Here is a 25,415-nt window from a genome sequence, read left to right as displayed (position 1 = left end):
TACGGGCGCCGGGACAGGTCACTTCTTCAGCGGGTCGTGGCCCCAGTTCATCAGCGAGTGCCGCCACCGGGTGTCACTGACGTCACCGTCCGGGCGCTGCGCCATGTGCCGGTGCACGTAGCCGACCACCTTGCGCATGTGCTGCTCGTCCGCTTCGGTCAGGTCGGCCTTCCTCGTCCCGAGGATCTGCACGATCTTGCGGCCGGAGTCGTGCCCGACCGACTCCGCGCCCGCCGACTTCTTCTGGCCGGCTTCCTGGGACTCGTCGCTGCCGAGCCAGCGGCGCAGTTCCGTGGCGCTCATGTTGACGGCGTCGCGGAACTCGGCGTACACGTCGGTGTTGTCAGCCATGCCGCAGCGCTCCCGCCTTGTGCACCGCCTCGCGCCCGGTCTTGTCGCTCTTGACCTTGTACTGCGGGTCGTCCGGCGAGGCCGCCACGGTCCGCCCGGCCGCCTCGGTCCGCTTGGTGATCTTCTGCTGGACGGTGCCGTGAACGTTCTCCCCGTGGCTCCGCCAGCTCACCTTGTCACCCTTTTTGGGGTTTTCCTCGCTATTGCTCATATCTGACAGGTACCCGGCCGTCCCGCCCGGAAACGAAAAGCCGAAGGCGTGTGGAGTTCGGGCGCGCATAACGGCCGAACTCCACACGCTGGTGTCAGCGCTGGGGCAGATCGCAGACGAAGATCGCGGTGCCGGGGAACAGCCGGCCGCGCAGCGGGCTCCACTGGCCCCAGATCTGCTCGTGGCCCGCCGGCCATTCCGGCTCGACCAGGTCGCGCAGCACGAACCCGGCCGCCACCAGCTCCCGGATCCGGTCGCCGAGGGTCCGATGCTGCTCCAGGTAGCTGACCTCGCCGTCCTCGTCGCGTTCCACGTACGGCGTACGGTCGAAGTAGGAGTTGCGGGCCAGCAGCCCACGTTCGTCCGGCTCGTCCAGGAAGACCCACCGCATCGGGTGCGTGACGGAGAACACCCAGCTGCCGCCCGGCCGCAGCACCCGGGCCACCTCCCGCATCGCCGCCGCCGAGTCCGCCACGAACGGGATCGCGCCGAACGCCGTGCACACGATGTCGAACGCGCCGTCCGCGAACGGCAGGGCGAGGGCGTCGGCCTGGACGAGCGGAACGCGTACCCCGCTGCGGCCTGCCGCAACCCGCGCGTGCCGCAACATGCCCGCCGAGAGGTCCAGGGCGACCGGATGGGCGCCCTCGCGGCGCAACCACCGGCTCGCTGCCGCGGCGCCGGCGCCCAGTTCCAGGATCTTCCTGCCGTGTACGGGGCCGAGCAGCCGGGCGTCCGCCTCCCGCAGCCGCTCGGGGCACCAGACGAAGTCCACGTCGCCGAGGAAGGCGCCGTGCTCGTCCTGGTAGTCGTCGGCGTCCAGGTCCCACCAGGAGCGATTGGCCCGGCGCGCCTCGGTCTCGGTCACGCGACGGTGTGAAAGGTCCGGTGAGGTCACCCGGCCACGGTACGGCAGGCGTGTCGGCCGTCCAGATTCACCTCATAAAGGGCATGCTGACGGGTTCTCGGCCGACAATGTGCCGCGCTCCTCAGGAGGGCTTGCAACCTGTGGTAATGCGCACGGTAAGCTAGTCGATGCGCTCGCGGATCGTGTGCCTCGGCAGGGAGCAGGTTCCGTGGTCGCTGGTCCCGACATGATCGACTGCATTGATCAGACTGCTCCTGGAGTGGTCGTCCAGCTCGCTCGTGTCGCTTCCAGCGGCAGTTCCGTGGAGCGCAGAGACACCACCAATCCATTCCGTTCGGAGCAACTGTCCACATGACGAGCAGCATCGAGGCCACCTCGAGCGCCAACAAGGTCACCGTCGACGATCTCGGATCCGAGGAAGCTTTCCTCGCCGCCATCGACGAGACCATCAAGTACTTCAACGACGGCGACATTGTCGAAGGCACCGTCGTCAAGGTCGATCGGGACGAGGTCCTGCTCGACATCGGCTACAAGACCGAGGGTGTCATCCCCTCGCGCGAGTTGTCGATCAAGCACGACGTGGACCCCGCGGAAGTGGTGTCGGTTGGTGACCACATCGAAGCCCTCGTCCTCACCAAGGAGGACAAGGAGGGTCGTCTGATCCTCTCGAAGAAGCGTGCGCAGTACGAGCGCGCGTGGGGCACGATCGAGAAGATCAAGGAAGACGACGGTGTCGTCCGCGGCTCCGTCATCGAGGTCGTCAAGGGTGGTCTCATCCTCGACATCGGCCTCCGTGGCTTCCTCCCGGCCTCCCTGGTCGAGATGCGCCGTGTCCGTGACCTGCAGCCGTACGTCGGCCGCGAGCTCGAGGCGAAGATCATCGAGCTGGACAAGAACCGCAACAACGTGGTTCTGTCCCGCCGCGCCTGGCTCGAGCAGACGCAGTCCGAGGTTCGCACCGAGTTCCTCAACAAGCTGCAGAAGGGCCAGGTCCGCAAGGGCGTCGTGTCCTCGATCGTCAACTTCGGCGCCTTCGTCGACCTGGGCGGCGTGGACGGCCTGGTGCACGTCTCCGAGCTCTCCTGGAAGCACATCGACCACCCGTCCGAGGTCGTCGAGGTGGGCCAGGAGGTCGAGGTCGAGGTGCTCGACGTCGACCTGGACCGCGAGCGCGTCTCCCTGTCGCTGAAGGCGACCCAGGAGGACCCGTGGCGTCAGTTCGCCCGGACCCACGCGATCAACCAGATCGTCCCGGGTAAGGTCACCAAGCTCGTCCCGTTCGGCGCGTTCGTCCGCGTCGACGACGGCATCGAGGGCCTGGTGCACATCTCCGAGCTGGCCGAGCGTCACGTGGAGCTGCCCGAGCAGGTCGTGCAGGTCGGTTCGGACGTCCTGGTCAAGGTCATCGACATCGACCTGGAGCGCCGCCGGATCTCGCTGTCGCTCAAGCAGGCCAACGAGGGCTTCGTCGAGGGCGAGGAGCACTTCGACCCGACCCTCTACGGCATGGCCGCGACGTACGACGCCGAGGGCAACTACATCTACCCGGAGGGCTTCGACCCGGAGACGGGCGAGTGGCTCGAAGGCTTCGAGAAGCAGCGCGAGACGTGGGAGAAGCAGTACGCCGACGCCCGCGAGCGCTGGGAGGCCCACACCAAGCAGGTCCAGGCGTCCCGCGACGCCGACGCCGAGGCCGCGCTCAACCCGGTTCCGGCCGGCGGCGTGACCAGCTCGTCGTCGTCCTCCACCTCGAGCTCGTCGGGCCCGGCGCGCTCGGCCGAGGAGCCCGCGGGCACCCTCGCCACCGACGAGGCTCTCGCCGCTCTGCGCGAGAAGCTGGCCGGCGGCAAGTGATCTGACGCGAGTCACTGCCTGACGCGAGTCAAGCAGCCGGTAGTACCCAGAAAGGCCGTCCCGACTCCGGTCGGGGCGGCCTTTCGGCGTCCTGGCGCACTCCGCCGCCTCCCGGTTCCGCCGGCCAGGGACATCTGGCGATACTTACCCCATGCTGAGAGTGGGACTGACGGGTGGAATCGGTGCCGGCAAGAGCGCGGTCGCCCGCCGTCTCGCCGAGCGGGGCGCGGTGATCATCGACGCCGACCTGCTGGCCCGTGAGGTGGTCGAGCCGGGCACGGACGGGCTGGCCGAGATCGTCGAGGCGTTCGGCTCCGGCGTGCTCACCGCCGACGGCACGCTCGACCGGCCCGCGCTGGGCGCCAAGGTCTTCGGCGACGAGGCGGCCCGCCGCCGTCTGGAGAAGATCATTCACCCTCGGGTACGGGCCCGCACCGCCGAACTGACCACCGCGGCGGGACCGGACGCGATCGTGGTCAACGACGTGCCGCTGCTCGTCGAGGCGGGGCTCGCGGCCACGTACCACCTGGTGATCGCCGTGCTCGCAAGCCGTGACCTGCGCATGGACCGTCTCACCCGCCTGCGTGGCATGCCCGCGGCGGAAGCCGCCGCCCGGATCGACGCGCAGACCGGCGACGAGCAGCGCCGGGCCGCCGCCGACGTGGTCCTGGTCAACGAGGACGACCTGGACGGCCTGCACAGCCGGGTGGACGAGCTGTGGCACGCCAGGCTGACCGCGTTCGAGAGCAACCTGCGGGCCGGGCGGTCCGTGGTGAAGAGTCCGGCGCTGCGCCTCCTGCCGCCCGACCCGCGGTGGTCGCAGGCGGCGGCCCGGCTGATCGCCCGGATCCGGCACGGGCTCGGCGGCGGTCATGACGTGCATCACATCGGATCGACGGCGGTGCCGGGGCTGCCGGCCAAGGACATCATCGATCTGATGCTGAGCGTGCGGACCCTCGACGAGGCCGACGCGCTCGCCGAACGCCTCGGTGAGCTGGGCTTCCCGGCCCGGCCGGGGGACTGGACCGACCACGCGCACGGCATTCCCGGCGGCACCTGGCCGAAACGGCTGCACGGCTGCGCCGACCCCGGTTACCGGGTGAACCTGCACGTCCGGGTGGCCGGCTCGCCGGGCTGGCGGTTCGCGGTGCTGATGCGCGACCACCTGCGGGCGGTGCCGGAGGCGCGGGACGCCTACGCGGCGGTCAAGGCCCGGCTCGCCGGCGAACACCACGACCGTTCGGGGTACGCGGAAGCGAAGGAGCCGTGGTTCGCGGCGGAGGCGCGGGCGGCCGACGACTGGGCGGAGGCGACCGGCTGGCAGCCGCCGGCGTCCTGACCCTCGCCCGTGCGGACGGCTCTCGCGGCGGCCGGGTCCGCTGACCCACCGCGGGTGCGCTCGCCAGGGCGTCCGGGGCGCAGCGACCGGGGTGCGGCGACAGCGGGCCGTGTGACCCGCACGCTGCCGGCGGCCGCCGCGAGCGGCCTGCCCCTGCAGCCTAGGCAGGCCCGGCGAACTCCGGGAACCCCGCGGAATGTGCACCCTGAGCACGCCGCTTCGCGAACTTGTCATACCCCCCACGTACGGTGGGGACATGGCGCTCGACATCCCACGACTCGACGGCCGGTTCGAGGTCGTCAGCGACTACCAGCCCGCGGGCGACCAGCCCGCCGCGATCGACGACCTGGAGCGGCGGGTCCGCCGCGGCGATCGGCACACCGTCCTGCTCGGCGCCACCGGCACCGGCAAGAGCGCGACCACGGCCTGGCTCATCGAGCGGCTGCAACGGCCCGCCCTGGTGCTCGCCCCGAACAAGACTCTCTGCGCCCAGCTGGCCAAAGAGTTCCGGGAGCTGCTGCCCAACAACGCGGTGGAATACTTCGTCAGCTACTACGACTACTACCAGCCCGAGGCGTACATCGCCCAGACCGACACCTACATCGAGAAGGACTCGTCGGTCAACGAGGAGGTGGAGCGGCTCCGGCACTCGGCCACCATGTCGCTGCTGACCCGGCGCGACACGATCGTGGTCGCCACCGTCAGCGCCATCTACGGCCTCGGCACCCCCCAGGAATACGTCGACCGTGCCGTCCGGGTCAAGGTCGGCGAGGACTACGACCGCGACAAGCTGCTGCGCCGCCTCGTCGACATCCAGTACACGCGCAACGACATGGCCTTCCAGCGCGGCACGTTCCGGGTCCGCGGCGACACCCTGGAGATCATCCCGGCCTATGAGGAGCTGGCCATCCGGATCGAGCTCTTCGGCGACGAGGTGGAGAAGCTCTACTATCTGCACCCGCTCACCGGCGACGTGGTCCGCGAGGTCGACGAGCTGATCATCTTCCCGGCCACCCACTACGGCGCCGGCCCGGAGCGGATGGAGCGGGCGATCCGCGACATCGAGGCCGAGCTGGAGGACCGGCTCGGCGAGTTCGAGCGGCAGGGCAAGCTCCTCGAGGCGCAGCGCCTGCGGATGCGCACCACCTACGACATCGAGATGATGCGGCAGGTCGGCTTCTGCAACGGCATCGAGAACTACTCGATGCACATGGACGGCCGCACCTTCGGCGAGCCCGCCTACACCCTCCTCGACTACTTCCCCGACGACTTCGTCACCGTCATCGACGAGTCGCACGTGACCATCCCGCAGATCGGCGGGATGTACGAGGGCGACGCCTCCCGGAAACGGATCCTCATCGAGCACGGGTTCCGGCTGCCCAGCGCCGCCGACAACCGCCCGCTGCGCTTCGACGAGTTCCTCGAGCGCGTCGGCCAGATGGTGTTCCTGTCCGCCACCCCCGGCAACTGGGAGATGGATCAGGCCCAGGGCGAGTTCGTCGAGCAGGTGATCCGCCCCACCGGCTTGGTCGACCCGCACGTCGTGGTCAAACCCACCAAGGGCCAGATCGACGACCTGATGCACGAGATCAAGCTGCGCACCGAGCGCGACGAGCGGGTCCTCGTCACCACCCTCACCAAGAAGATGGCCGAGGACCTCACCGACTATCTGCTGGAAAACGGCATCCGCGTCCGCTACCTGCACTCCGAGGTCGACACGCTGCGCCGCGTCGAGCTGCTCAAGGAGCTGCGCAAGGGCGACTACGACGTCCTGGTCGGCATCAACCTGCTCCGGGAGGGCCTCGACCTGCCCGAGGTGTCGCTGGTCGCCATCCTCGACGCCGACAAGGAGGGCTTCCTGCGCAGCGGCCGGTCCCTGATCCAGACCATCGGCCGCGCCGCCCGTAACGTCTCCGGCGAAGTCCACATGTACGCGGACAAGATCACCCCGTCGATGAGCGCCGCCATCGAGGAGACCGACCGGCGCCGGGCCAAGCAGATCGCCCACAACGAGGCCAACGGCATCCAGCCGCAGGCCCTCCGCAAGAAGATCCACGACATCCTCGACGACATCTACAAGGAGGCCGAGGACACCGACGAGGTGGTCGGCAGCCCCGCCGCCGGCGGCAGCGGCCGGCAGATGTCCCGCGGCAAGGCCTCGGTCGCCGAGACCCGTGCCCGCGGCCGCGCCGGGACCAGCCCCGCCGCCAGCGCCGGCATGGCCCGCGCCGAACTCGCCCAGCTCATCCAGGACCTCAACGAGCAGATGCTCGGCGCCGCCCGCGAACTGCAGTTCGAGCTGGCCGCCCGCATCCGCGACGAGATCCACGAACTGAAGAAGGAAATCCGCGGCATGGACTCCGCCGGCGTCCAGTAACCACCCGCCGTCGCCCCGCGTGTCCATGCCCCGTCCCGGGGCATGGACACTTCCTTTCCCGGCCGCTGGCCGTCTGCCGTCTGCCGTCGACCGGACGGGATCGATCGAGCCGCTCGCCTCCTCTCACGGCCGTTTCGTTCGGTTTCGGCGGGAGAGTGTTGGTGGGGGAGTGCAACGACCGCCGAGAGGATGCCTTCGGCGCCCCGCGGCCGGTGGGCAGCGTCACGACGTGGAGGGATGGCGATGATTCGGTGGGTCAGCGCCTGTATCGACCGGCCGGTTTCGGGGCTGGACGGTGCGGCGGCGTTCTGGAGTACGGTCACCGGCACGGTCGCCCGGCCCGAGCCGTGGCCCGGCTTCGTCGGGCTGCGGGCCGGGGACGGTGACGACTGGCTGGAGATCCAGGGCGTCGCGGACGGACCCGGCGGTGTGCACCTGGACCTGTCGGTCGACGATGTGCCCGGGATCGCCGAGCGTGCGGCCCGGGCGGGCGCACCGACGGTGGCCGACCACGGCGCGTGGCGGGTCCTCCGGTCGCCGGCCGGGCTGGCGTTCTGCGTGGCGCCCTGGAAAGGAGAAGCGCGGCGGCCGGCACCGTTCCGCGGCCCGGGCGGCGAGCTCAGCCGGGCGCATCAGGTCTGTCTCGATCTTCCGCCGTCCCGGTTCGGCGACGAGGTGACCTTCTGGCACGAACTGACCGGCTGGTCCCTGGAACAGGACGGGCTGCCGGTCTTCTCCCGCCTGCGGCCCGAGCCGCCGATCCCGGTCCGGATCCTGCTGCAACGCCTCGACGAGGAGCGCGATGCCTCCGCCCACCTCGACGTCTCCTCCGCCGACATCCCGGCGAGCCGCTCCTGGCACGAGAGTCTCGGCGCCTCGTTCGTGGGCGAGTGGCCGTACTGGACCACGATGCGCGACCCGGCCGGCGGCACCTACTGCCTCACCCGCGGCAACCCGGCAACCGACTGATCCGCCTCCCGCGGCCGGGCCGCGGTCAGGGGTGCTGGCCGGAGGTGAAGAAGTCGTGATCGGGGTCGTGGCGGTGGCCGGTGGCGATGTCGGTGAAGTACTCGGCGACGGGCGGCTGGGCGAGCGAACCGCCGATCAGGGCGCGCCACTGGGCGAAACGGTCGGTGCGGCGGAAGTTCTGCTCGTGGGCTTCGACACTGTCCCACTCGATCAGCAGGACGAAGCGGGTCGGTGTCTCGAGGCCGTGCTGCAGGCGCACCGAACGGCAGCCGGGAGTGCCCGCCACCACCGGGCGGGCCAGCTCGTAGGCGTTGACGAAGTCGTTCTCCCGCCCCGGCAGAACGTCGATCAGTGTGACTTCGAGAACCATGCCCGCAAGCGTCCCATACGCACCGGATGATCAGCATACTAGGATGCCGCAGAGGTGGTGCAGGCGGCGAACCGCCGGGATTCTCGCAGCTCAGGGCGTACGCTGAAAGCGACAGCGCTGTTCCGCAGGGGGCGGGCCGGGCGACTGGGCGGAATGTCGCCCGGAGGGTGGTTCGACCGCGAGCCGCGCCACTGTCCCGGCTCCCGGTGTGCCGTTCAGGCCGAGGATGCGCAACAATGGCAACTGTGGGAGGGGAGTATTCCCTCGCTCCGGTCTCGTCAACACGGAACGCCTCACCGGCGGGCCCGGGGCCGGTGGTCGCGGAGTGATCCGCGGCGGAAGAGACCTCCGACAGTCGCACGTCGCTGTTCTCAACCGATCACGGGTGGGCGCAGCGACGACCCGTGTCTGCCGGAGGTCCTAGTTGAACGTTTCTGCCTGGGTGTGGGTCGCCACTCTGGTCGCACTCATCGCCGTCCTGGCCGTCGATCTGCTCATCATCGGCCGCCGGCCACACGAGCCCAGCATGAAGGAAGCGGGTGGCTGGGTCGCGTTCTACGTGGGCCTCGCCGTCATCTTCGGCATCGGGGTCTGGGTGACGGCGGGTGGTCAGGCCGCCGGCGAGTTCTACACCGGCTGGCTCACCGAGTATTCGCTGAGCGTCGACAACCTCTTCGTCTTCGTGATCATCATGGCCCGGTTCGCGGTGCCACGGCATCTCCAGCAGAAGGTGCTACTGATCGGCATCGTGCTGGCGCTCGTGATGCGTGGCGCGTTCATCGCCGCCGGCGCCGCGCTGATCTCCGAGTTCTCCTGGGTCTTCTACATCTTCGGCGCGTTCCTGGTCTACACGGCGATCACGCTGGTCAAGGGCGAGGACGAGGGCGACGAGTTCAAGGAGAACATCCTGATCCGCTGGGCGAAGCGGGCGCTGCCGCTCTCCTCGTCCTTCGGTGACGGCCGGTTCAGTGTCGTCACCGAGACCGGCAAGCGGCTCTTCACCCCGATGCTCATCGTGATGATCGCCATCGGCACCACGGACCTGATCTTCGCGCTCGACTCGATCCCGGCGATCTTCGGCATCACGAAGGAGCCGTACCTGGTCTTCACCGCGAACGTCTTCGCGCTGATGGGCCTGCGCCAGCTCTTCTTCCTGCTCGGCGGTCTGCTGGAACGCCTCGTCTACCTGAACATCGGCCTGGCCGTGGTGCTCGCCTTCATCGGCGTCAAGCTGGTCCTCGAGGCCCTGCACACCAACAACCTGTCGTTCATCAACGGCGGCGAGGGCTTCCACTGGGCCCCCGAGATCCCGATCTGGCTCTCCCTGGCGGTCATCCTCGGCACCCTGGGCATCGCCACCGTCGCCAGCCTCGCCAAGACCTCCCGCGACAAAAAACGCGACCTCCAAACCACCCCCCAATAAAGAACCCACAGGAACGGGCGTAGGCGATAAATCGCCTACGCCCGTTCCGTGCTTTCCCAACCCTCGAGACCCGAGCCGCCGCCACAGAGACGCTCTCCCACGCCCACCCGCCCGCCATGAATCTTGCCCAGTCGGCGCTCAGGGCTGTCTCACGCGCGGTGAGACAGCCCTGAGAGCCAGCTGGGGTTTGAGCTGAGGAACCGGAACTGCCGAAGGTGGGGGAGGGGTGGTGACGGTGCTTCGGGCGTACCGCGGAGGGGTGGAAGAACCGCAAGTAAGGCGCCGCCCAAAACCGTCCCCCCGCAAGCCGAAATACACAACGGCCCGCCCCCGCAAAGAGGGGACGGGCCGCAGGGCAAAACCTACTGGTGCTTCCGGCGAGCCGCCGTCCGCCCACGAACCGTCTGGTCCAGCTCGACCTTACGGATCCGAACCGCCACCGAGGTGACCTCGACGCACTCGTCCTCGCGGCAGAACTCGAGGGACTGCTCCAGGGACAGCTTGCGCGGCGGGATCACCTTCTCGGTGTTGTCCGCGCTCGCCGCACGCATGTTGGTGAGCTTCTTCTCCTTGGTGATGTTGACGTCCATGTCGTCGTCACGGGAGTTCTCGCCGACGATCATGCCTTCGTACACCTCGGTGCCCGGCTCGACGAAGAGCTGGCCGCGCTCCTGCAGGTTGATCATCGCGAAGGCGGTGACCGCGCCGGCCCGGTCGGCGACGAGGGAGCCGTTCTGGCGGGTGCGGAGCTCGCCGAACCACGGCTCGTGCTTCTCGTACAGGTGGTGCATGATGCCGGTGCCGCGGGTCTCGGTGAGGAACTCGGTCCGGAAGCCGATCAGGCCACGCGCCGGGACCAGCCACTCCATGCGCAGCCAGCCGGTGCCGTGGTTGATCAGCTCCTCCATCCGGCCCTTGCGGGTGGACAGCAGCTGGGTGATGGCGCCCATGTATTCGTCCGGGGCGTCGATGGTGACCCGCTCGACCGGCTCGTGCACCTTGCCGTCGACGACCTTGGTGACGACCTGCGGCTTGCCGACGGTCAGCTCGTAGCCCTCGCGGCGCATCTGCTCGACCAGGATGGCCAGGGCCAGCTCGCCACGGCCCTGGACCTCCCAGGCGTCGGGGCGGTCGGTGGGGAGGATGCGGAGCGAGACGTTGCCGATCAGCTCCTTGTCGAGGCGGTCCTTGACCATGCGCGCGGTGACCTTGGCGCCCTTGACCTTGCCGACCATCGGCGAGGTGTTGGTGCCGAGGACCATCGAGATGGCCGGCTCGTCGACGGTGATCAGCGGCAGCGGGATCGGGTTCTCCGCGTCGGCGAGGGTCTCACCGATCATGATCTCGGGGATGCCGGCGAGGGCGATGATGTCGCCGGGGCCGGCGCTCTCGGCGGGCTTGCGCTCGAGGCCCTCGGTGACCAGCAGCTCCGAGATGCGCACGTTGGAGATCGTGCCGTCGGTCTTGCACCAGGCGACGGTCTGGCCCTTGCGGATGGTGCCCTCGTGCACGCGGCAGAGCGCGAGACGGCCGAGGAACGGTGACGCGTCGAGGTTGACGACGTGGGCCTGGAGCGGCGCGTCCTCGGTGTAGGTCGGCGCCGGGATGGTGTCGAGGATGGTGCTGAACAGCACTTCGAGGTCGTTGGAGTCCTCGGGGACGGTGCCGTCCTTGGGCTGGGTCAGCGAGGCGATGCCGTCGCGGGCGCAGGCGTAGACGATCGGGAACTCGATCTGGTGCTCGTCGGCGTCGAGGTCGAGGAACAGCTCGTACGTCTCGTCGACGACCTCCTTGATCCGCGCGTCGGGCCGGTCCACCTTGTTGATGATCAGGATGATCGGGAGCTTGGCGGCGAGGGCCTTGCGCAGCACGAAGCGGGTCTGCGGGAGCGGGCCCTCGGAGGCGTCGACGAGCAGGGCGACGCCGTCGACCATGGTGAGGCCGCGCTCGACCTCACCGCCGAAGTCGGCGTGGCCGGGGGTGTCGATGATGTTGATGGTGACCGGGTCGCCCTCGGCCGGCTGGTAGCTGATCGCCGTGTTCTTGGCGAGAATGGTGATGCCCTTTTCCCGCTCCAGGTCCATGGAGTCCATGACGCGGTCGGCCATCTCACCGCGCGCGTGGGACTGGCTGCCCTGGCGCAGCATGGCGTCGACCAGGGTGGTTTTGCCATGGTCGACGTGAGCGATGATGGCGACGTTGCGTAGGTCGGTGCGGGTCTGCATGCCGTCCATTGTTCCCGGCTCAGGTTGCCGATCGCGACACGGGGTCGAGTCCCGAATCTTGTGGTCTTCTGTCCGGATTTCCGGCCTGCGAAGATCATCTAGCCGCTGTTAACGTTCCTCTTCGATGTTTCACGGGGAGGTAGGCGTCGATGAGTAGGCGTATCAGCATTGTGGCCGCGGTGATGGCTCTGATGGTCACCGCCGGGTGCGGGCTCCTCGGTTCGGGAGGCGGCGAGCAGGCCGCGACGCCGCAGCCGGAGTTCACGTTCGAGTCGATCGCGCCGACCACGGCCGAGCCGACGGCCGATCCGGTGGTGGAGGAGACGACACCACCGCCGACGGTGAAGCCGTCGGCGACCACGAGGAAGCCGACGCCGAAACCGACCGCCCCGACGTTCAACACCCAGCTGCCGGACTGTTTCAAGTACATCGGCAAGCCGGTCACGTACGCCAAGGCGAAGGCGGCGCTGAACGCGGCCGCGAAGAAGACGTACTGGCCGGGTTCGGCGCCGGCCCTCAAGGTGCCGGCGGATCTGATCCGGGCGACAGCGTGGCACGAGAGCGGCTGGACGTCGAACATCGAGAACTGTGACGGCGGGTTCGGCCTGATGCAGGTGATGCCGGACACCGAGGCGTTCATCAACCAGCGGTTCGAGCAGTCGTACGACTATCGCGACTACCAGCAGAACGCAATCATCGGCGCCAACCAGCTGGCCTGGCTGACCAGGTACTTCGGCGAGAAGTACTTCAAGAAGAACTACGACATGAGCGCCGCCAGGTGCAAGACCGACTCCTCCGTCTGCCTGCTGAACCTGGTGATCGACGGATACAACATGGGGTACGGGTCGACGGAGGCGGCGTTCGTGAACGGCAAGAAGCTCTCCAACCCGAAATACGTGCACCTCATCCGGGCGAACATGCGCGAATGTGACTGCGACACCCTCTGATCCGGGGCGGTCCCGGGGTCCCCGGAGCCGCGAGCTACACTGGTCGGCGGACCCGAGACCCCGCTTACCAGCCGTTTTGACCCTGTCGTCGACGCGGTAGTAAGGTCTCGGGGTTGTCGTGTGTCGTTGATGCTGGCGAGCTGCGTTGTCTCGGCCCGCAGCTCACCCTAAGGAGCCTTACCCAATGCCTCCCAAGAAGAAGACCCATGAGGTAACCCTCGCGCTTGAGGCGGGTAACGCCGCGATGGTCGACCTCGGTAAGATGCTCGGCCCGACCGGCGCCAACATGCGTGCCGTCAAGGTCGAGTACGACGAGGCCACGTCGAAGAACCGGGGCGAGATCATCCCGGTCATCGTGTCGGTCTACGAGGACCGCAGCCACACGCTGGCCTACAAGACGCCGCCGACCAGCTTCCTCATCCGGAAGACCCTGGGCATCAACTCCGGCGCGGCCAACCCGCTCACCACGACCGTCGGCACCCTGAGCGCCGAGCAGGTCAAGGCGATCGCGGAGCGCAAGCTGGTCGACCTCAACGCGAACGACCTCGAGGCCGCGATCAAGATCGTGTCCGGCACCGCCCGTTCCATGGGTGTCAAGGTCGCTTCCTGAAGTTCCTGATCTGAAGAACGGGCCCCGGTGTCTACCGGGGCCCGTTCTTTTTCGGGGCCACGACCTCGTCGATCAGCCCGTACTCCAGGGCCTCGGCGGCGCTCAGCGCCCGCCCCGCGGACAAATCGTCCTCGATCCGGCTGCGCGGTTTCCCGGTGATCTCCGCCAGCCGGACCACCACCTCCTCCAGCTCGCGCAGGTGCTGCCCGGCCGCGGCGGCCACCTCGTCGGCGGTCCCGGTGACCCCGGCGGCGCGCGGCTCGGAGAGTTTGAAACGCGCATGCCGGTACGCCGCCCGCTGATCCGCCGCCGCGAGCACCGCCAGCGCCGCCCCGCCGGCCTCGGACGTGACCAGCGCGTGCACCGGCGCCGACAGCGCGTCGAGGACGTCCACCACCGACAGCGCCGCGCTCAGCTCCCCGCCCGGGCTGGACACGTGCAGGTGCACCACCTCCGGCCCGGCCGAGTCGAGGGTGAGCAGCGCCGCCGCGATCCCGGACGCGGTCTCGCCGGTGATCTGGCCGCGCAGCATCACGATCCGCTGGTCGAACAGCCGCTCCTCGAGCCACCCGGGGAAGCCGGGGGTGAGGCCGGGCAGGTGCGGCGGCTGCCATTCGGGCTGATGGTGCGGATGCGGGAAGAGCGGCATGACGCCAGCGTAACCAGGCGGCCGCGAAACGTGCCGATAACCGGAGGGGGGCCAGGGTCCGGCCATGTCCGGACCCCGGCACCGTTCCGCCCTGCTCGCCCGGCTGGCTGATCGGCCGGCCGGCAGCGCGCAGAGCGCGATCGTCGACGAGTTGCGGTCCATCATCCTGTACGGCGAGGTCCCACCCGGCTCGGCGATCCCGGTCGACGCGGTCGCGGCGGCGTTCGGGGTGAGCCGGATCCCGGTCCGGGAGGCGCTGATGACCCTGATCGGCGAGGGTCTGGTGGACCATCGGACGAACGGCGGCTACCGGGTGGCCATGATGACCGCCCGCGAGTTCGGGGAGATCTACCTGGTCCGGGAGGCCCTGGAGGCGGCGGCGCTGCGGGCGGCGGTGGCCGGGGTGACGGCCGAGGACGACCGGCTGGCGCGGGCGGCGTTACGGGCGCCGGGCACCACGCCCGGCTGCAACGGTTCATCGCGGAGCTGCCGCAGCACACCGGCCTGTTCGTCGAGGAAGAGATACAGTTCCGCAAATCCGGGTGAAACAGCGGGTTCATAGCGTGCAGCCATCGCCCGCCTTCGACTTCTCCAACGTCAGCCCGCAGCGGATCTCCTGGCGGGCCGGTGGCATGATCGCCGCGGTCGGGTCGGTGCTGCTCACCCCGTGGAACCTCTACAACAACCCGGAGGTCGTCCACTACACCCCGGAGACGCTCGGCGCCTTCATCGGCCCGCTGATCGCCGACTACTACCTGGTCCGCAGGCAGAAGGTGGACGTGGACGCGATGTTAACCATGTCCCCGGAGGGCGCCTACCACTACCGCAAGGGCTACCACCCGCCGGCGATCATCGCCACGGTGGCCGGCGCGGTCATCGCGGTGATCCCGGTGCTCGGGAAGATGACCGACATGGCGCAGTACAGCTGGTTCATCGGCTGCGGGCTGGGCTTCCTGGTCTACCTCGGGCTGGTGAAGCGGCGCTGATGCGGATCCGGGTCGTCAATCCCCACACCACGGCGTCGATGACCGGAGTGATCGAGGCGAGCGCCCGGGCCGTCGCCGGCCCGGGCGTCACCGCCGAAGCGGTCACCCCGGCGATGGGCCCGGCCTCCATCGAGAGCCACTACGACGAGGCGCTGTCCGTGCCCGGCCTGCTCGCGGCGGTCACCGAGGGGGAGCGGTCCGGGGTGGACGGCTACGTCGTCGCCTGCTTCGGCGACCCCGGGCTCGACGCGGCGCGGGAGGTCGCGGCCGGGCCGGTGGTCGGCATCGCGGAGGCGGCGATGCATGCGGCGATGCTGGTCGGTCGCGGTTTCAGCGTGGTCACCACCTTGCGGCGTACGGGGAGACGCGCCCATGATCTGGCCCAGCGGTACGCCCCCGCCGGCGCCTGCCGGGGCGTGCACTCCTGCGACATCCCCGTCCTCGCGCTGGAGGACGACCCCACGGTCCTGCCCCGGGTGGTGGCACTGGCCCGGCACGCCCTGGACCACGACGGCTCCGACGTCATCGTGCTCGGCTGCGCCGGGATGGCCGGGTTCTGCGCCGCGGCGTCCGCGGAACTCGGCGTGCCGGTCGTGGACGGGGTGTCGGCGGCCACCCTGCTCGTGCAGTCGCTGGTCACGCTGGGGCCGCGCACGTCGAAGCGGGACGAGTACGCTGCGCCCCCGGTCAAGCCGTACACCGGGATGTTGCGTCCTTTCATGCAACCCGCGGGAGGTGACAGCCGTCAGGGAGGCGTGAAAGCAAAGGAGGGGCTCGTGTGAAGACCGAGCGTGATGAGCAATTCCACCAGTTCGTGGTCAGCCGGAGGGCCGCGCTGGTGCGGACGGCGACTCTGCTCACGGCGGGCGACGCCCACCTGGCCGAGGACCTCGTCCAGTCCACGCTGACGAAGCTGTACGTCGCCTGGCCGGCGTTCCAGCGAGCCGACAACCCGGACGGTTACGTCCGGCGGACGCTGGTGAACGCGCTGACCGACGAGCGGCGCCGGTGGTGGCGGCGTAGTGAACGGTCGATGGCGGAGGTTCCCGACCGGGCGGCCGTCCCGCTCCCCGAGGGTTCGCTCTCCGATGGGCTGCGCGTGGCCCTGCGGGAGCTGCCCCCACGGATGCGGGCGGCGCTGGTGTTCCGCTACTTCTACGACCTCGACGTCGCCGACACCGCCGACGCCCTCGGATGCTCCGAGGGGACGGTGAAGAGCCAGACCGCCCGGGCCCTCGACCGGCTCCGCGCGGTACTCGGCCCGAATCCCTCCATGGCAACCCTCTGAGCAGGAGAAACTGTGATGATGAACCTTCACGACGGGCTGGCCGGCCTGGCCGGCCCGGCCGCTGAACCGACTCAGGAGACGGTCGCGGCCGACCTGGCCCGGGGCCGGCGGGCACTGCGCCGCCGCCGCACCGCGCAGGCCGCCGCCGGTTCCGCCTTCACCGTCGCCGCCGTGGCCGCCGCGTTCGCGTTCGCCACCGCCGGTTCGACCGCGCCCACCCCGGGCCCGGTCGAGGCGAAGGCCCCGGCGACCACCACCGCCACCCTCCCGGCCGGCGGTTTCCAGCTGGTCGACTACCGCGGCGCCCAGCCGGACGCCTTCACCGTCGGCAAGGTGCCGGCCGGCTGGGAGGTGCAGGGCGTCACCGACAGCTCCCTCACCGTCGGCCCGGTGGGCATGGCCGACAAGGACCCGAACAGCTTCGTCGGCAAGGTCGCCGTGATGCTGCAGTCCGTCGACGAGCACGGCGAACTGCCGGGGAAGCCCACTCCCGTGCGGGTCGGTGACAAGGACGGCTTCTTCGTCCAGCGGCCCGGCTCCGCCGGGGTGACGCTGTTCGTCAAGCAGCCCGACGGCGTCAACCTGGAGATCCAGGTCTGGGACGGCATCGACTGGACCCGCGACCAGATCGCCGCGTTCGCCGCGACCGTCACGGTCAACCCGAACGCCAAGCAGGGCCGGGGCTGACCGGCAGGTAGGAACGGGGAGACCGGGACGAGGTAAGCGCCCCGGTCTCCCCGCGTCTCGTCACCAGCCGCGGGCGCGCCACTCCGGCAGATGCGGGCGTTCCGCGCCGAGGGTGGAGTCCCTGCCGTGGCCGGGATAGAACCAGGTGTCGTCGCCGAACCGGCCGAAGACCTTCTGCTCGACGTCGTCGATCAGCGACGCGAAATTCTCCTTCACGCCGCGGGTGTTGCCCACCCCGCCGGGGAAGAGGCTGTCGCCGGTGAACAGGTGGGCGCCCCGATAGGCCAGGATGATCGAGCCCGGGGTGTGCCCCACCACATGGATCACGTCCAGCACGTGGCCGCCGACCTCGACCGTGTCGCCGTCACGCAGGGTGCGGGTCACCACCGGGATCTCCGCCGCGTCGTCGGCGTGGGCGAGCGACTCGGCGCCGGTGGCCTTCACCACCTCGGCGAGGGCCTGCCAGTGGTCGCCGTGCCGGTGGGTGGTCACGACGGTGCGCAGCCCGGCCGGGCCGATCAGGTCCAGCAGGGTCGCCGCGTCGTTGGCCGCGTCGATCAGCAACTGCTCGCCGCCGGCGCTCAGCAGGTAGGCGTTGTTGTCCATGGCGCCGACCGAGACCTTCGTCAGGGTCAGGCCGCCGCCCAGGTCACGGACGGCGGGCACGCCGCCGCGGACGACGTCTCCGGTGTATGCGGTGCCCACCTACCACCTCGCGGGTGTCGGAAGCTCGCCGTCCGGCGAGACGGTCAGATCGGCGCCGTCGGCACGGCCCGCCAGCCACGCCGCCAGCGACCGGGTCGGCCCGCTGATCACCGGGCCGTCCGCCGCGCCGATCACCAGCGGATGCTCCAGCCCGGCCGGGCGCAGCACCATGTCGGGCGAGCCGGGCGGCGGGTCGCCGGCGGTCGTCCGCAGCAGCCGCAGCGCGAACGCCTCCGGCCAGTCGGCCGGCGTGTAGCCGCGGCCCAGATCGACCCGGTGGATCTCCACCTCGCACAGCCGCAGCCACGGCACCACCGCCGCGGTCCGGGCCATCGGCAGCGGGGTGGCCCAGGCCGCCGCCGGCATCGCCGCGGCCGCGTCGGCGAACCGCTCGTGCGCGGCCCGGATGTCGGCGATCTGCTCGGCGGCCGGACGCGCCGCGCCCGCCTCGATGCCGGCGTCGCGGGCCTCCCGGGACGCGTAGGCCGGGGTCTCCACCCCGGTCCGGGCCCAGGTCAGCAGGTTGGTCAGGGCGTCCGCGTTGCGTGCCAGGTGGGTCAGCACGTGCCCGAGGGACCAGCCGGGCAGCAGCGACGGGGCGCCGATCTCGCCGTCGGACAGCGGCTCCACGGCGCGCAGCAGCGCCTCGGTGGCGTCCTCCACGTCGGTCATCAGCACGAGCGGATCGATCGTCACCCACCGACCCTATCCGGCCCGGCCGGAATTCGCTTTCGCGCCGCGACGCCTCGGCCGTACCGTCGGTGCCAGACGCGATCGATCAACCCGCGGAGGAGGTGAGGACCGTGCAGTTCCGAGTCGCCGCGTCCCTTCACCCGGGGGCCTTCGCCTGATCAGGCGCTGCCGTCCCCCCAGACCGTAAAGGGTTCTCATGTCGTACGACCTGTCCCAGCTCGGCTGGGACGACCACTTCGCATCCTCGTTCCGCCGTTTCGACCGGTCCGACGCCAGCGCGGGCCGGGTGCTGCGCGCCGACCGCGGCGTGTGCACGGTGCTGACCGCGGCCGGCGCCACCCGGGCCGGTCTCGGCGGCGCCGTCATGCTGGACGCCGCCCGCGACCCCGCCAACCTGCCCTGCACCGGCGACTGGGTGGTCCTGCGCCACTGGCCGGACCGGCGCACCACGATCGAGCTGGTGCTGCCGAGACGCACCACACTGATCCGGCGGACCGCCGACAAGGACTCGTCCGGGCAGGTCCTGGCCGCCAACATGGACACCGTCGCGGTCGTCGAGCCGATCCATCCGGAGCCCGACGACGCCCGCGTGGAACGCCTGCTCGCCCTCGCCTGGGAGTCCGGGGCCGACCCGATCCTGGTCCTCACCAAGAGCGACACCACCACCGATCCGGCCGCGGTGGCCCGGCAGCTCGGCGATCTCGCGCCCGGCGTGCCGGTGCTGCCGGTCAGCGTCCAGCGTGACGAGGGACTCGGCGCGCTCCGCGAACATGTCGGCCCCGGCCGCACCCTGGCGCTGCTCGGCCGGTCCGGCGCCGGCAAGTCGACGCTGGTCAACGCCCTCGCCGGGGCCACCGTGATGTCGGTGCAGGCGATCCGGGACGCCGACGGCAAGGGCCGGCACACCACCGCGTACCGCAACCTGGTCGTCGTGCCCGGGGGTGGCACGGTCATCGACACGCCGGGCATCCGGGGCGTCGGCCTGCTCGACACCGGCAGTGGCCTGGAACGGGCGTTCGCCGACGTCACCGACCTGGCCCGGCGATGCCGTTTCGACGACTGCTCGCACGAGAGCGAACCGGGCTGCGCCGTCCAGGCCGCCCTCGCCGACGGTTCGCTGCCACCGCGCCGCCTGGCCAGCTGGCGCAAACTGCGCCGCGAGGTCGAGGTGGAGAGCGGCAGGCGGTCGGCCCGGCTGGCCCGGCAGCGCCGCGTCCCCACACCCCCGAGCGCCCGGCGCCTATAGCGGGCTCTGGCAGAATTCGGCCGGTGCATGCGGCTGACGAGATGACCGGGAGTGCGGCGGCGGAGGTCACGGAGCGTGCGCCGCGGCGGCGGTGGCGGCCGATCGACACCATGGTCCTGCTCGGGTTCCTGGGGCTCGCCGTGCTGGTGCTGAGCCGGCTCTGGGCCGACCCGAACGGGCGGGTCCTGGACGGCAACGACGACGACCACGGGATCTTCCTGTTCATGCTGGCGCACGCGGAGCGGGTGGTCTTCGACGGCGCGGCGCCGTTCGTCACCGACCGGTTCAACGTGCCGGCCGGGGTCAACATGATGGCGAACACGTCCATCCTGGCCCTGGCCCTGCCGCTGGCGCCGGTCACGCACTTCCTCGGCGGCGGGGTGACCGTCGCGCTGCTGATCACCGCCGGCCTCGCCGGGACCGCGTCCGCCTGGTACTGGGTGCTCTCCCGGCATCTGCTCGGCAGCCGTCTCGCGGCGTGGATCGGCGGGCTGTGGTGCGGGTTCGCGCCGGCGATGATCTCGCACGCGGCCGGGCACGTGAACTTCGTCAGCAACTACGTGCTGCCGTTCATCGTCTGGCAGGTGCTGCGGCTGGCCGAACCGGGCCGGGCCCGGCGCGGCGGGATCGTCCTGGGCCTGCTGATCGTGCTGCAGATCTTCATCAACGAGGAGGCGCTGCTCTTCACCGCGCTGACCCTGGGCATCTTCGCGGTCGCCTGGGCGGCGATGGCGCGGGACGAGGCGCGGCGGGTGTGGCGGCACTTCACGGCCGGGATCGGGGTGGCCGCGCTGACCTCGGGCGTGCTGGTGGCGTACCCGCTCTGGTACCAGTTCTTCGGCCCCGGCAACTACCACGGCCAGCCGTTCCGGCCCACCGACTACGTCACCGACCTGCTCTCCCTCGGCGCCTTCCCGCGGCAGTCGGTGGCCGGCAGCGAGGCGGTCGCGCAGCGGCTCAGCGTGAGCGCGACCGAGGACAACACGTTCTTCGGCCCGGCCGGCCTGGTGATGATCGTGGTGGCGGCGGTGGCGCTGTGGCGCTCGGTGGCGCTGCGGGCGACCACGATCGCCGGGCTGGTGCTGCTGCTCATGTCGTTCGGGCCACAGTTGCGGGTGGCCGGGCACGACACCGGGATCCCGCTGCCGTTCGGCCTGATCAGCCACGTGCCGGTGATCGACCTGGTCAGTGTGACGCGATTCGCGATGGTGCCGGCCACGGTCGCCGGGGTGCTGCTGGCGTTCGCGGCCGACCGGATCCGGCGCCGGCGGCGGCTGTTCTGGATCGGGATGGTCCTCGCCCTGGTGCCGCTGTTCCCGAAACCGCTGCCGGTGGTGCAGGGGACCCCGATGCCGGCGTTCCTCACCGCGGGGACCTGGCGGGAGTACGTGCCGGACGGCAGGACCCTGGTCACGGTGCCGCTGCCGGACGTGACCAGTGGCCGGACCGGGCAGCGCTGGGCGACCCTCAACAACCTGGACTATCCGACGCCGCGGGGCTACTTCATGGGCCCGGCGGACCCGCCGGACGACGACACCGGGTCCTGGTCGGCGCCGCACCGGTACACCTCGCGGCTGCTGCTGAACGCGCAGATGTACAACCGGCCGCCGATCGTCGTCGACCGGGACCGGGTCCGGGCCGACCTGGCGTACTGGCGGGCGGCCGTGGTCGTGCTGATTCCCGGGGTCCGTAACGGCGACCTGCTGCGCACGGTCCTGGTCGAGGTGCTGGGCGAGCCACAATGGGTGGGCGGCGTGGAGATCTGGCGGGTTCCCCCGGAAGAGTGAGGGGCCTCCTGCCGGAAAATGTCGTACCCCGTGGCTAGAGTGACTGGTCGACTTCAAACACCTGTACGGACTCGCTCTTAAGGCAGAGAGGCTGGCCGTGGCCGACCGACTGACAATCCGTGGCGCTCGCGAGCACAACTTGCGTGACGTCAACCTCGACCTGCCCCGCGACGCCATGATCGTCTTCACCGGGCTCTCCGGTTCGGGCAAGTCCAGCCTCGCGTTCGACACGATCTTCGCCGAGGGGCAGCGCCGGTACGTGGAGTCCCTGTCGTCGTACGCGCGGCAGTTCCTCGGCCAGATGGACAAACCGGACGTCGACTTCATCGAGGGCCTGTCCCCGGCGGTGTCGATCGACCAGAAGTCGACGAACCGGAACCCGCGCTCGACCGTCGGCACCATCACCGAGGTGTACGACTACCTGCGCCTGCTCTTCGCCCGGACCGGCATCCCGCACTGCCCGGTCTGCAAGGAGCGGATCAGCAAGCAGACCCCGCAGCAGATCGTCGACCGGGTCCTGGCGATGCCCGAGGGCACCCGCTTCATGGTCCTGGCCCCGGTGATCCGCGGCCGCAAGGGGGAGTACGTCGACCTCTTCGCCGACCTCCAGGCCAAGGGGTACGCCCGCGCCCGGGTCAACGGCGTGGTGCACGCGCTCACCGAGCCGCCGAAACTGAAGAAGCAGGAGAAGCACACCATCGAGGTGGTCATCGACCGGCTCAGTGTGAAGGCTTCGTCGAAGCAGCGGCTCACCGACTCGGTCGAGGCCGCGCTCGGGCTGGCCGGCGGCATCGTCCTGCTCGACTTCGTCGACCTGCCGGAGGACGACCCGGACCGGGAGCGCCGCTTCTCCGAGCACCTGGCCTGCCCCAACGACCACCCGCTCGCCATCGAGGACCTGGAGCCGCGGGTCTTCTCCTTCAACGCGCCGTACGGCGCCTGCCCGGAGTGCTCCGGCCTCGGGACGAAGAAGGAGGTCGACCCCGAGCTGATCATCCCGGACGAGGAGAAGAGCCTCGGCGCCGGCGCGATCCAGCCGTGGGCCGGCGGCACCACCCAGGAGTACTTCGCCCGGCTGCTCGAGGCGCTGGCCGCCGCCGAGGGTTTCAAGATGGACACGCCCTGGCGGGCGCTGCCGACCCGGGTCCAGAAGACGATCCTGTACGGCGCCGACGACCAGGTCCACGTGCGGTACCGGAACAAGTACGGCCGTGAGCGCTCCTACTACACCGGCTTCGAGGGCGTGGTGCAGTGGATCGAGCGGCGCCACAACGATACCGAGAGCGACTGGTCGCGCGACAAGTACGAGGGGTACATGCGCGACGTGCCCTGTTCGGTGTGCGGCGGCGCCCGGCTCAAGCCCGAGGTCCTGGCCGTCACGGTGGCCGGCAAGAGCATCGCCGAGGTGTGCAACCTGTCCGTCGGCGACTGCGCCCAGCTGCTGGCCGGCCTCCAGCTCGACGACCGGCAGAAGATGATCGCCGAGCGGGTGCTCAAGGAGATCAACGCCCGGCTGCGGTTCCTGGTCGACGTCGGCCTGGACTACCTGTCCCTGGACCGGGGCGCCGGCACGCTGTCCGGCGGCGAGGCGCAGCGCATCCGGCTCGCCACCCAGATCGGCTCGGGCCTGGTCGGCGTCCTCTACGTGCTGGACGAGCCGTCGATCGGCCTGCACCAGCGGGACAACCACCGGTTGATCGAGACCCTGGTGCGGCTGCGCAACCTGGGCAACACGCTGATCGTGGTGGAGCACGACGAGGACACCATCCGGATGGCGGACTGGATCGTCGACATCGGCCCGGGCGCGGGCGAGCACGGCGGGCAGATCGTGCACTCCGGGACGGTCGAGGGGCTGCTGGCCAACGAGAAGTCGCCGACCGGGGCGTACCTCTCCGGGCGCAAGGCGATCCCGGTGCCGGCCACCCGCCGCCCGCAGACCGACGGCCGGGAGGTCGTCGTACACGGCGCCCGCGAGCACAACCTGCGCAACATCACCGTGCCGTTCCCGCTCGGCCAGTTCATCGCGGTCACCGGGGTCAGCGGTTCCGGCAAGTCGACCCTGGTCAACGACATCCTGCACACCGTCATGGCGAACCAGATCAACGGCGCCCGCCAGGTGCCGGGCCGGCACACCACGGTGACCGGCCTGGAGCACGTGGACAAGGTCGTCGGGGTGGACCAGTCGCCGATCGGGCGGACCCCCCGGTCCAACCCGGCCACGTACACCGGTGTCTTCGATCACATCCGCAAGCTGTTCGCCGAGACCACCGAGGCCAAGGTCCGGGGGTACGGTCCCGGCCGCTTCTCGTTCAACGTCAAGGGCGGCCGCTGCGAGAACTGCTCCGGCGACGGCACCATCAAGATCGAGATGAACTTCCTCCCGGACGTGTACGTGCCCTGTGAGGTCTGCAAGGGCGCCCGCTACAACCGGGAGACCCTGGAGGTGCACTACAAGGGCAAGACCATCTCCGAGGTGCTGAACATGCCGATCGAGGAGGCCGCGGACTTCTTCTCGGCGCTCCCCGCCATCCACCGGCACCTGCGCACGCTGAACGAGGTCGGCCTGGGCTACGTGCGCCTCGGCCAGCCCGCCACCACCCTGTCCGGCGGTGAGGCCCAGCGGGTGAAGCTCGCCTCCGAGCTGCAGAAACGCTCCACCGGCCGGACCGTCTACGTGCTCGACGAGCCGACCACCGGCCTGCACTTCGAGGACATCCGCAAGCTGCTGCTGGTGCTCAACGGCCTGGTCGACAAGGGCAACACGGTGATCACCATCGAGCACAACCTGGACGTCATCAAGACCGCCGACTGGCTGATCGACATGGGTCCCGAGGGCGGCAGCAAGGGCGGTCTGGTGCTGGCCACCGGCCGGCCCGAGGAACTGGCCGAGGTGCCGGACAGCCACACCGGGCAGTTCCTGCGCCCCATGCTCGGCCTGTCCGGCGAGGCGGCCGGGTCGGCGGCGGCGACCGCGCGGGCGGCGAAGGCCAACGGCGCCGCGCCGAAGGGCCGGGCCACCCGGTCGCGGGCGAAGGCGACGGCGGCCATTTAAGAAGTTCTTAGACGACTCTCAGCGACCGCACCCGGTTGATCTCCTAAGGTCGGCCGGGTGCGGCGGTGGGTCGGCACCCGGCAAACCGGCCGGACGAACGCGGAGAAAGCGGGAGAATCTCGCTTTCGCCTACGTTGAACTGATCACGGCATCGATCCGTACTCGGTAGCGACTCCGCGTGACATTGGCGGCAGAGAACAGGTAGTGGAGGGCGACAAATGACTGACGTGCAGCCGAGGACCGACGCCGAGAGCCGGCCGGACCTTCCCGGGACCGCCTCGACCCGCCGCGTCGTCCTGATGGGTGCCGGCGCGCTCGGCGCCACCGCGGTCCTGGCGGCCTGCGGCACCGATTCCACCGGCTCCAACCCGAACGGCTCCGACTTCGCCGACAACCCGGTCCCGGCCGGCAGCACGGCGGCCGACGGCAGCACCAGCGGCGGCGCCGGCGGGACCGTGCTGGTGGCGGCGTCGAAGGTGGCCGTCGGCGGCGGCGTGATCCTGGACGACCTGGTGGTCACCCAGCCGACCGAGGGCACCTACAAGGCGTTCAGCAACGTCTGCACGCACCAGCAGTGCAAGGTGTCGGAGATCAAGGACGGCTCGATCATCTGCCGGTGCCACAACAGCCTGTTCTCGATCAACGACGGCGCGCCGTCCTCCGGTCCGGCCAGCACGCCGCTGTCCGAGACCAAGGTCGCCCTCGACGGCACCAACGTGGTGACCGCGGGCTGACGCGCGCGGGACCGGAGACCCGGGCCGTGGCGGCGGCGCCGGGT

24 protein-coding genes are annotated in these 25,415 nt (G+C 70.1%); 16 read left to right on the top strand and 8 right to left on the bottom strand.

Features of this window, described 5'->3' with window-relative positions; all coding sequences use genetic code 11:
* Positions 1-18: 18 nt before the first annotated feature.
* From ACZ3II_RS19635 to ACZ3II_RS19625, 3 genes are all read right to left on the bottom strand, one after another.
* A complete protein-coding gene (locus ACZ3II_RS19635; protein WP_465519099.1) occupies positions 19-351 on the bottom strand; it encodes a DUF3140 domain-containing protein in 333 nt (110 codons plus the stop codon).
* Positions 344-523, bottom strand: coding sequence for a hypervirulence associated TUDOR domain-containing protein (locus tag ACZ3II_RS19630; RefSeq protein WP_465519098.1), 180 nt, complete (start codon positions 521-523; stop codon positions 344-346). Before ACZ3II_RS19630 ends, ACZ3II_RS19635 begins: the two co-directional genes overlap by 8 nt.
* Before the next feature lie 133 nt (positions 524-656).
* Positions 657-1,430 (bottom strand): class I SAM-dependent methyltransferase, encoded by a 774-nt coding sequence (locus tag ACZ3II_RS19625; protein ID WP_465519097.1) that lies wholly within the window; start codon positions 1,428-1,430, stop codon positions 657-659.
* A gap of 351 nt (positions 1,431-1,781) precedes the next feature.
* Here ACZ3II_RS19625 and rpsA point away from each other — a divergent pair, with 351 nt between their 5' ends.
* From rpsA to ACZ3II_RS19605, 4 genes are all read left to right on the top strand, one after another.
* Positions 1,782-3,284: a 30S ribosomal protein S1 gene (rpsA, locus tag ACZ3II_RS19620; RefSeq protein ID WP_465519096.1), complete on the top strand. Its 1,503-nt coding sequence runs from the start codon at positions 1,782-1,784 to the stop codon at positions 3,282-3,284.
* Positions 3,285-3,435: 151 nt separating this feature from the next.
* Positions 3,436-4,623, top strand: a complete 1,188-nt coding sequence (gene coaE, locus ACZ3II_RS19615) for a dephospho-CoA kinase (RefSeq protein WP_465519095.1) — start codon at positions 3,436-3,438, stop codon at positions 4,621-4,623.
* A gap of 256 nt (positions 4,624-4,879) precedes the next feature.
* Positions 4,880-7,000, top strand: a complete 2,121-nt coding sequence (uvrB, locus tag ACZ3II_RS19610) for an excinuclease ABC subunit UvrB (RefSeq protein ID WP_465519094.1) — start codon at positions 4,880-4,882, stop codon at positions 6,998-7,000.
* A gap of 237 nt (positions 7,001-7,237) precedes the next feature.
* Positions 7,238-7,969 (top strand): VOC family protein, encoded by a 732-nt coding sequence (locus tag ACZ3II_RS19605; protein WP_465519093.1) that lies wholly within the window; start codon positions 7,238-7,240, stop codon positions 7,967-7,969.
* 25 nt (positions 7,970-7,994) lie between these two features.
* On the opposite strand, the gene ACZ3II_RS19600 is transcribed toward ACZ3II_RS19605, so the two are convergent.
* Entirely contained in the window at positions 7,995-8,339 is a 345-nt protein-coding gene (locus ACZ3II_RS19600) for an antibiotic biosynthesis monooxygenase family protein (RefSeq protein ID WP_465519092.1), read from the bottom strand.
* A gap of 424 nt (positions 8,340-8,763) precedes the next feature.
* Here ACZ3II_RS19600 and ACZ3II_RS19595 point away from each other — a divergent pair, with 424 nt between their 5' ends.
* Positions 8,764-9,762 carry a TerC family protein gene (locus ACZ3II_RS19595; RefSeq protein ID WP_465519091.1) on the top strand — a complete coding sequence of 333 codons (999 nt, stop codon included), beginning with the start codon at positions 8,764-8,766 and terminating at the stop codon, positions 9,760-9,762.
* Between the two features lie 362 nt (positions 9,763-10,124).
* On the opposite strand, the gene typA is transcribed toward ACZ3II_RS19595, so the two are convergent.
* Positions 10,125-11,987, bottom strand: coding sequence for a translational GTPase TypA (gene typA, locus ACZ3II_RS19590; protein WP_465519090.1), 1,863 nt, complete (start codon positions 11,985-11,987; stop codon positions 10,125-10,127).
* A gap of 149 nt (positions 11,988-12,136) precedes the next feature.
* Between typA and ACZ3II_RS19585 the strand changes: the two genes are divergently transcribed.
* Positions 12,137-12,934, top strand: coding sequence for a transglycosylase SLT domain-containing protein (locus ACZ3II_RS19585; protein WP_465519089.1), 798 nt, complete (start codon positions 12,137-12,139; stop codon positions 12,932-12,934).
* Between the two features lie 184 nt (positions 12,935-13,118).
* Complete coding sequence (locus tag ACZ3II_RS19580) at positions 13,119-13,544, top strand: uL11 family ribosomal protein (RefSeq protein WP_465519088.1); 426 nt, start codon at positions 13,119-13,121, stop codon at positions 13,542-13,544.
* Between the two features lie 31 nt (positions 13,545-13,575).
* On the opposite strand, the gene ACZ3II_RS19575 is transcribed toward ACZ3II_RS19580, so the two are convergent.
* A complete protein-coding gene (locus ACZ3II_RS19575) occupies positions 13,576-14,193 on the bottom strand; it encodes an ATP-dependent Clp protease proteolytic subunit (protein WP_465519087.1) in 618 nt (205 codons plus the stop codon).
* A 64-nt stretch (positions 14,194-14,257) separates the two neighbouring features.
* Here ACZ3II_RS19575 and ACZ3II_RS19570 point away from each other — a divergent pair, with 64 nt between their 5' ends.
* The 5 genes from ACZ3II_RS19570 to ACZ3II_RS19550 are packed head-to-tail and all read left to right on the top strand — an operon-like array spanning position 14,258 to position 17,154.
* A complete protein-coding gene (locus ACZ3II_RS19570) occupies positions 14,258-14,755 on the top strand; it encodes a GntR family transcriptional regulator (protein WP_465519086.1) in 498 nt (165 codons plus the stop codon).
* Position 14,756: 1 nt separating this feature from the next.
* A complete protein-coding gene (locus ACZ3II_RS19565; protein ID WP_465519085.1) occupies positions 14,757-15,179 on the top strand; it encodes a cytosine permease in 423 nt (140 codons plus the stop codon).
* A complete protein-coding gene (locus ACZ3II_RS19560) occupies positions 15,179-15,961 on the top strand; it encodes an aspartate/glutamate racemase family protein (protein ID WP_465519084.1) in 783 nt (260 codons plus the stop codon). The genes ACZ3II_RS19565 and ACZ3II_RS19560 overlap by 1 nt, the downstream gene beginning before the upstream one ends.
* Positions 15,958-16,467 (top strand): SigE family RNA polymerase sigma factor, encoded by a 510-nt coding sequence (locus ACZ3II_RS19555; RefSeq protein ID WP_465519083.1) that lies wholly within the window; start codon positions 15,958-15,960, stop codon positions 16,465-16,467. Before ACZ3II_RS19560 ends, ACZ3II_RS19555 begins: the two co-directional genes overlap by 4 nt.
* An 18-nt stretch (positions 16,468-16,485) precedes the next feature.
* On the top strand, positions 16,486-17,154 hold the full coding sequence (locus ACZ3II_RS19550; RefSeq protein WP_465519082.1) for a hypothetical protein: 669 nt from the start codon (positions 16,486-16,488) through the stop codon (positions 17,152-17,154).
* Between the two features lie 60 nt (positions 17,155-17,214).
* Here ACZ3II_RS19550 and ACZ3II_RS19545 read toward each other — a convergent pair whose 3' ends face one another.
* Positions 17,215-17,859, bottom strand: coding sequence for an MBL fold metallo-hydrolase (locus ACZ3II_RS19545; protein ID WP_465519081.1), 645 nt, complete (start codon positions 17,857-17,859; stop codon positions 17,215-17,217).
* A complete protein-coding gene (locus ACZ3II_RS19540; RefSeq protein ID WP_465519080.1) occupies positions 17,860-18,555 on the bottom strand; it encodes a maleylpyruvate isomerase family mycothiol-dependent enzyme in 696 nt (231 codons plus the stop codon).
* 193 nt (positions 18,556-18,748) lie between these two features.
* Between ACZ3II_RS19540 and rsgA the strand changes: the two genes are divergently transcribed.
* From rsgA to ACZ3II_RS19520, 4 genes are all read left to right on the top strand, one after another.
* Complete coding sequence (gene rsgA / locus ACZ3II_RS19535; protein WP_465519079.1) at positions 18,749-19,798, top strand: ribosome small subunit-dependent GTPase A; 1,050 nt, start codon at positions 18,749-18,751, stop codon at positions 19,796-19,798.
* Positions 19,799-19,821: 23 nt separating this feature from the next.
* Entirely contained in the window at positions 19,822-21,585 is a 1,764-nt protein-coding gene (locus ACZ3II_RS19530) for a hypothetical protein (RefSeq protein WP_465519078.1), read from the top strand.
* 97 nt (positions 21,586-21,682) lie between these two features.
* Positions 21,683-24,637 carry an excinuclease ABC subunit UvrA gene (gene uvrA / locus ACZ3II_RS19525; protein WP_465519077.1) on the top strand — a complete coding sequence of 985 codons (2,955 nt, stop codon included), beginning with the start codon at positions 21,683-21,685 and terminating at the stop codon, positions 24,635-24,637.
* Positions 24,638-24,855: 218 nt separating this feature from the next.
* On the top strand, positions 24,856-25,371 hold the full coding sequence (locus ACZ3II_RS19520) for a Rieske (2Fe-2S) protein (RefSeq protein ID WP_465519076.1): 516 nt from the start codon (positions 24,856-24,858) through the stop codon (positions 25,369-25,371).
* Positions 25,372-25,415 lie beyond the last annotated feature (44 nt).

Source organism: Actinoplanes sp. NPDC019969, from assembly GCF_055562375.1.
The sequence above is the reverse complement of the archived record's forward strand: the minus strand, read 5'-3'. Positions and strand labels throughout refer to the sequence as shown.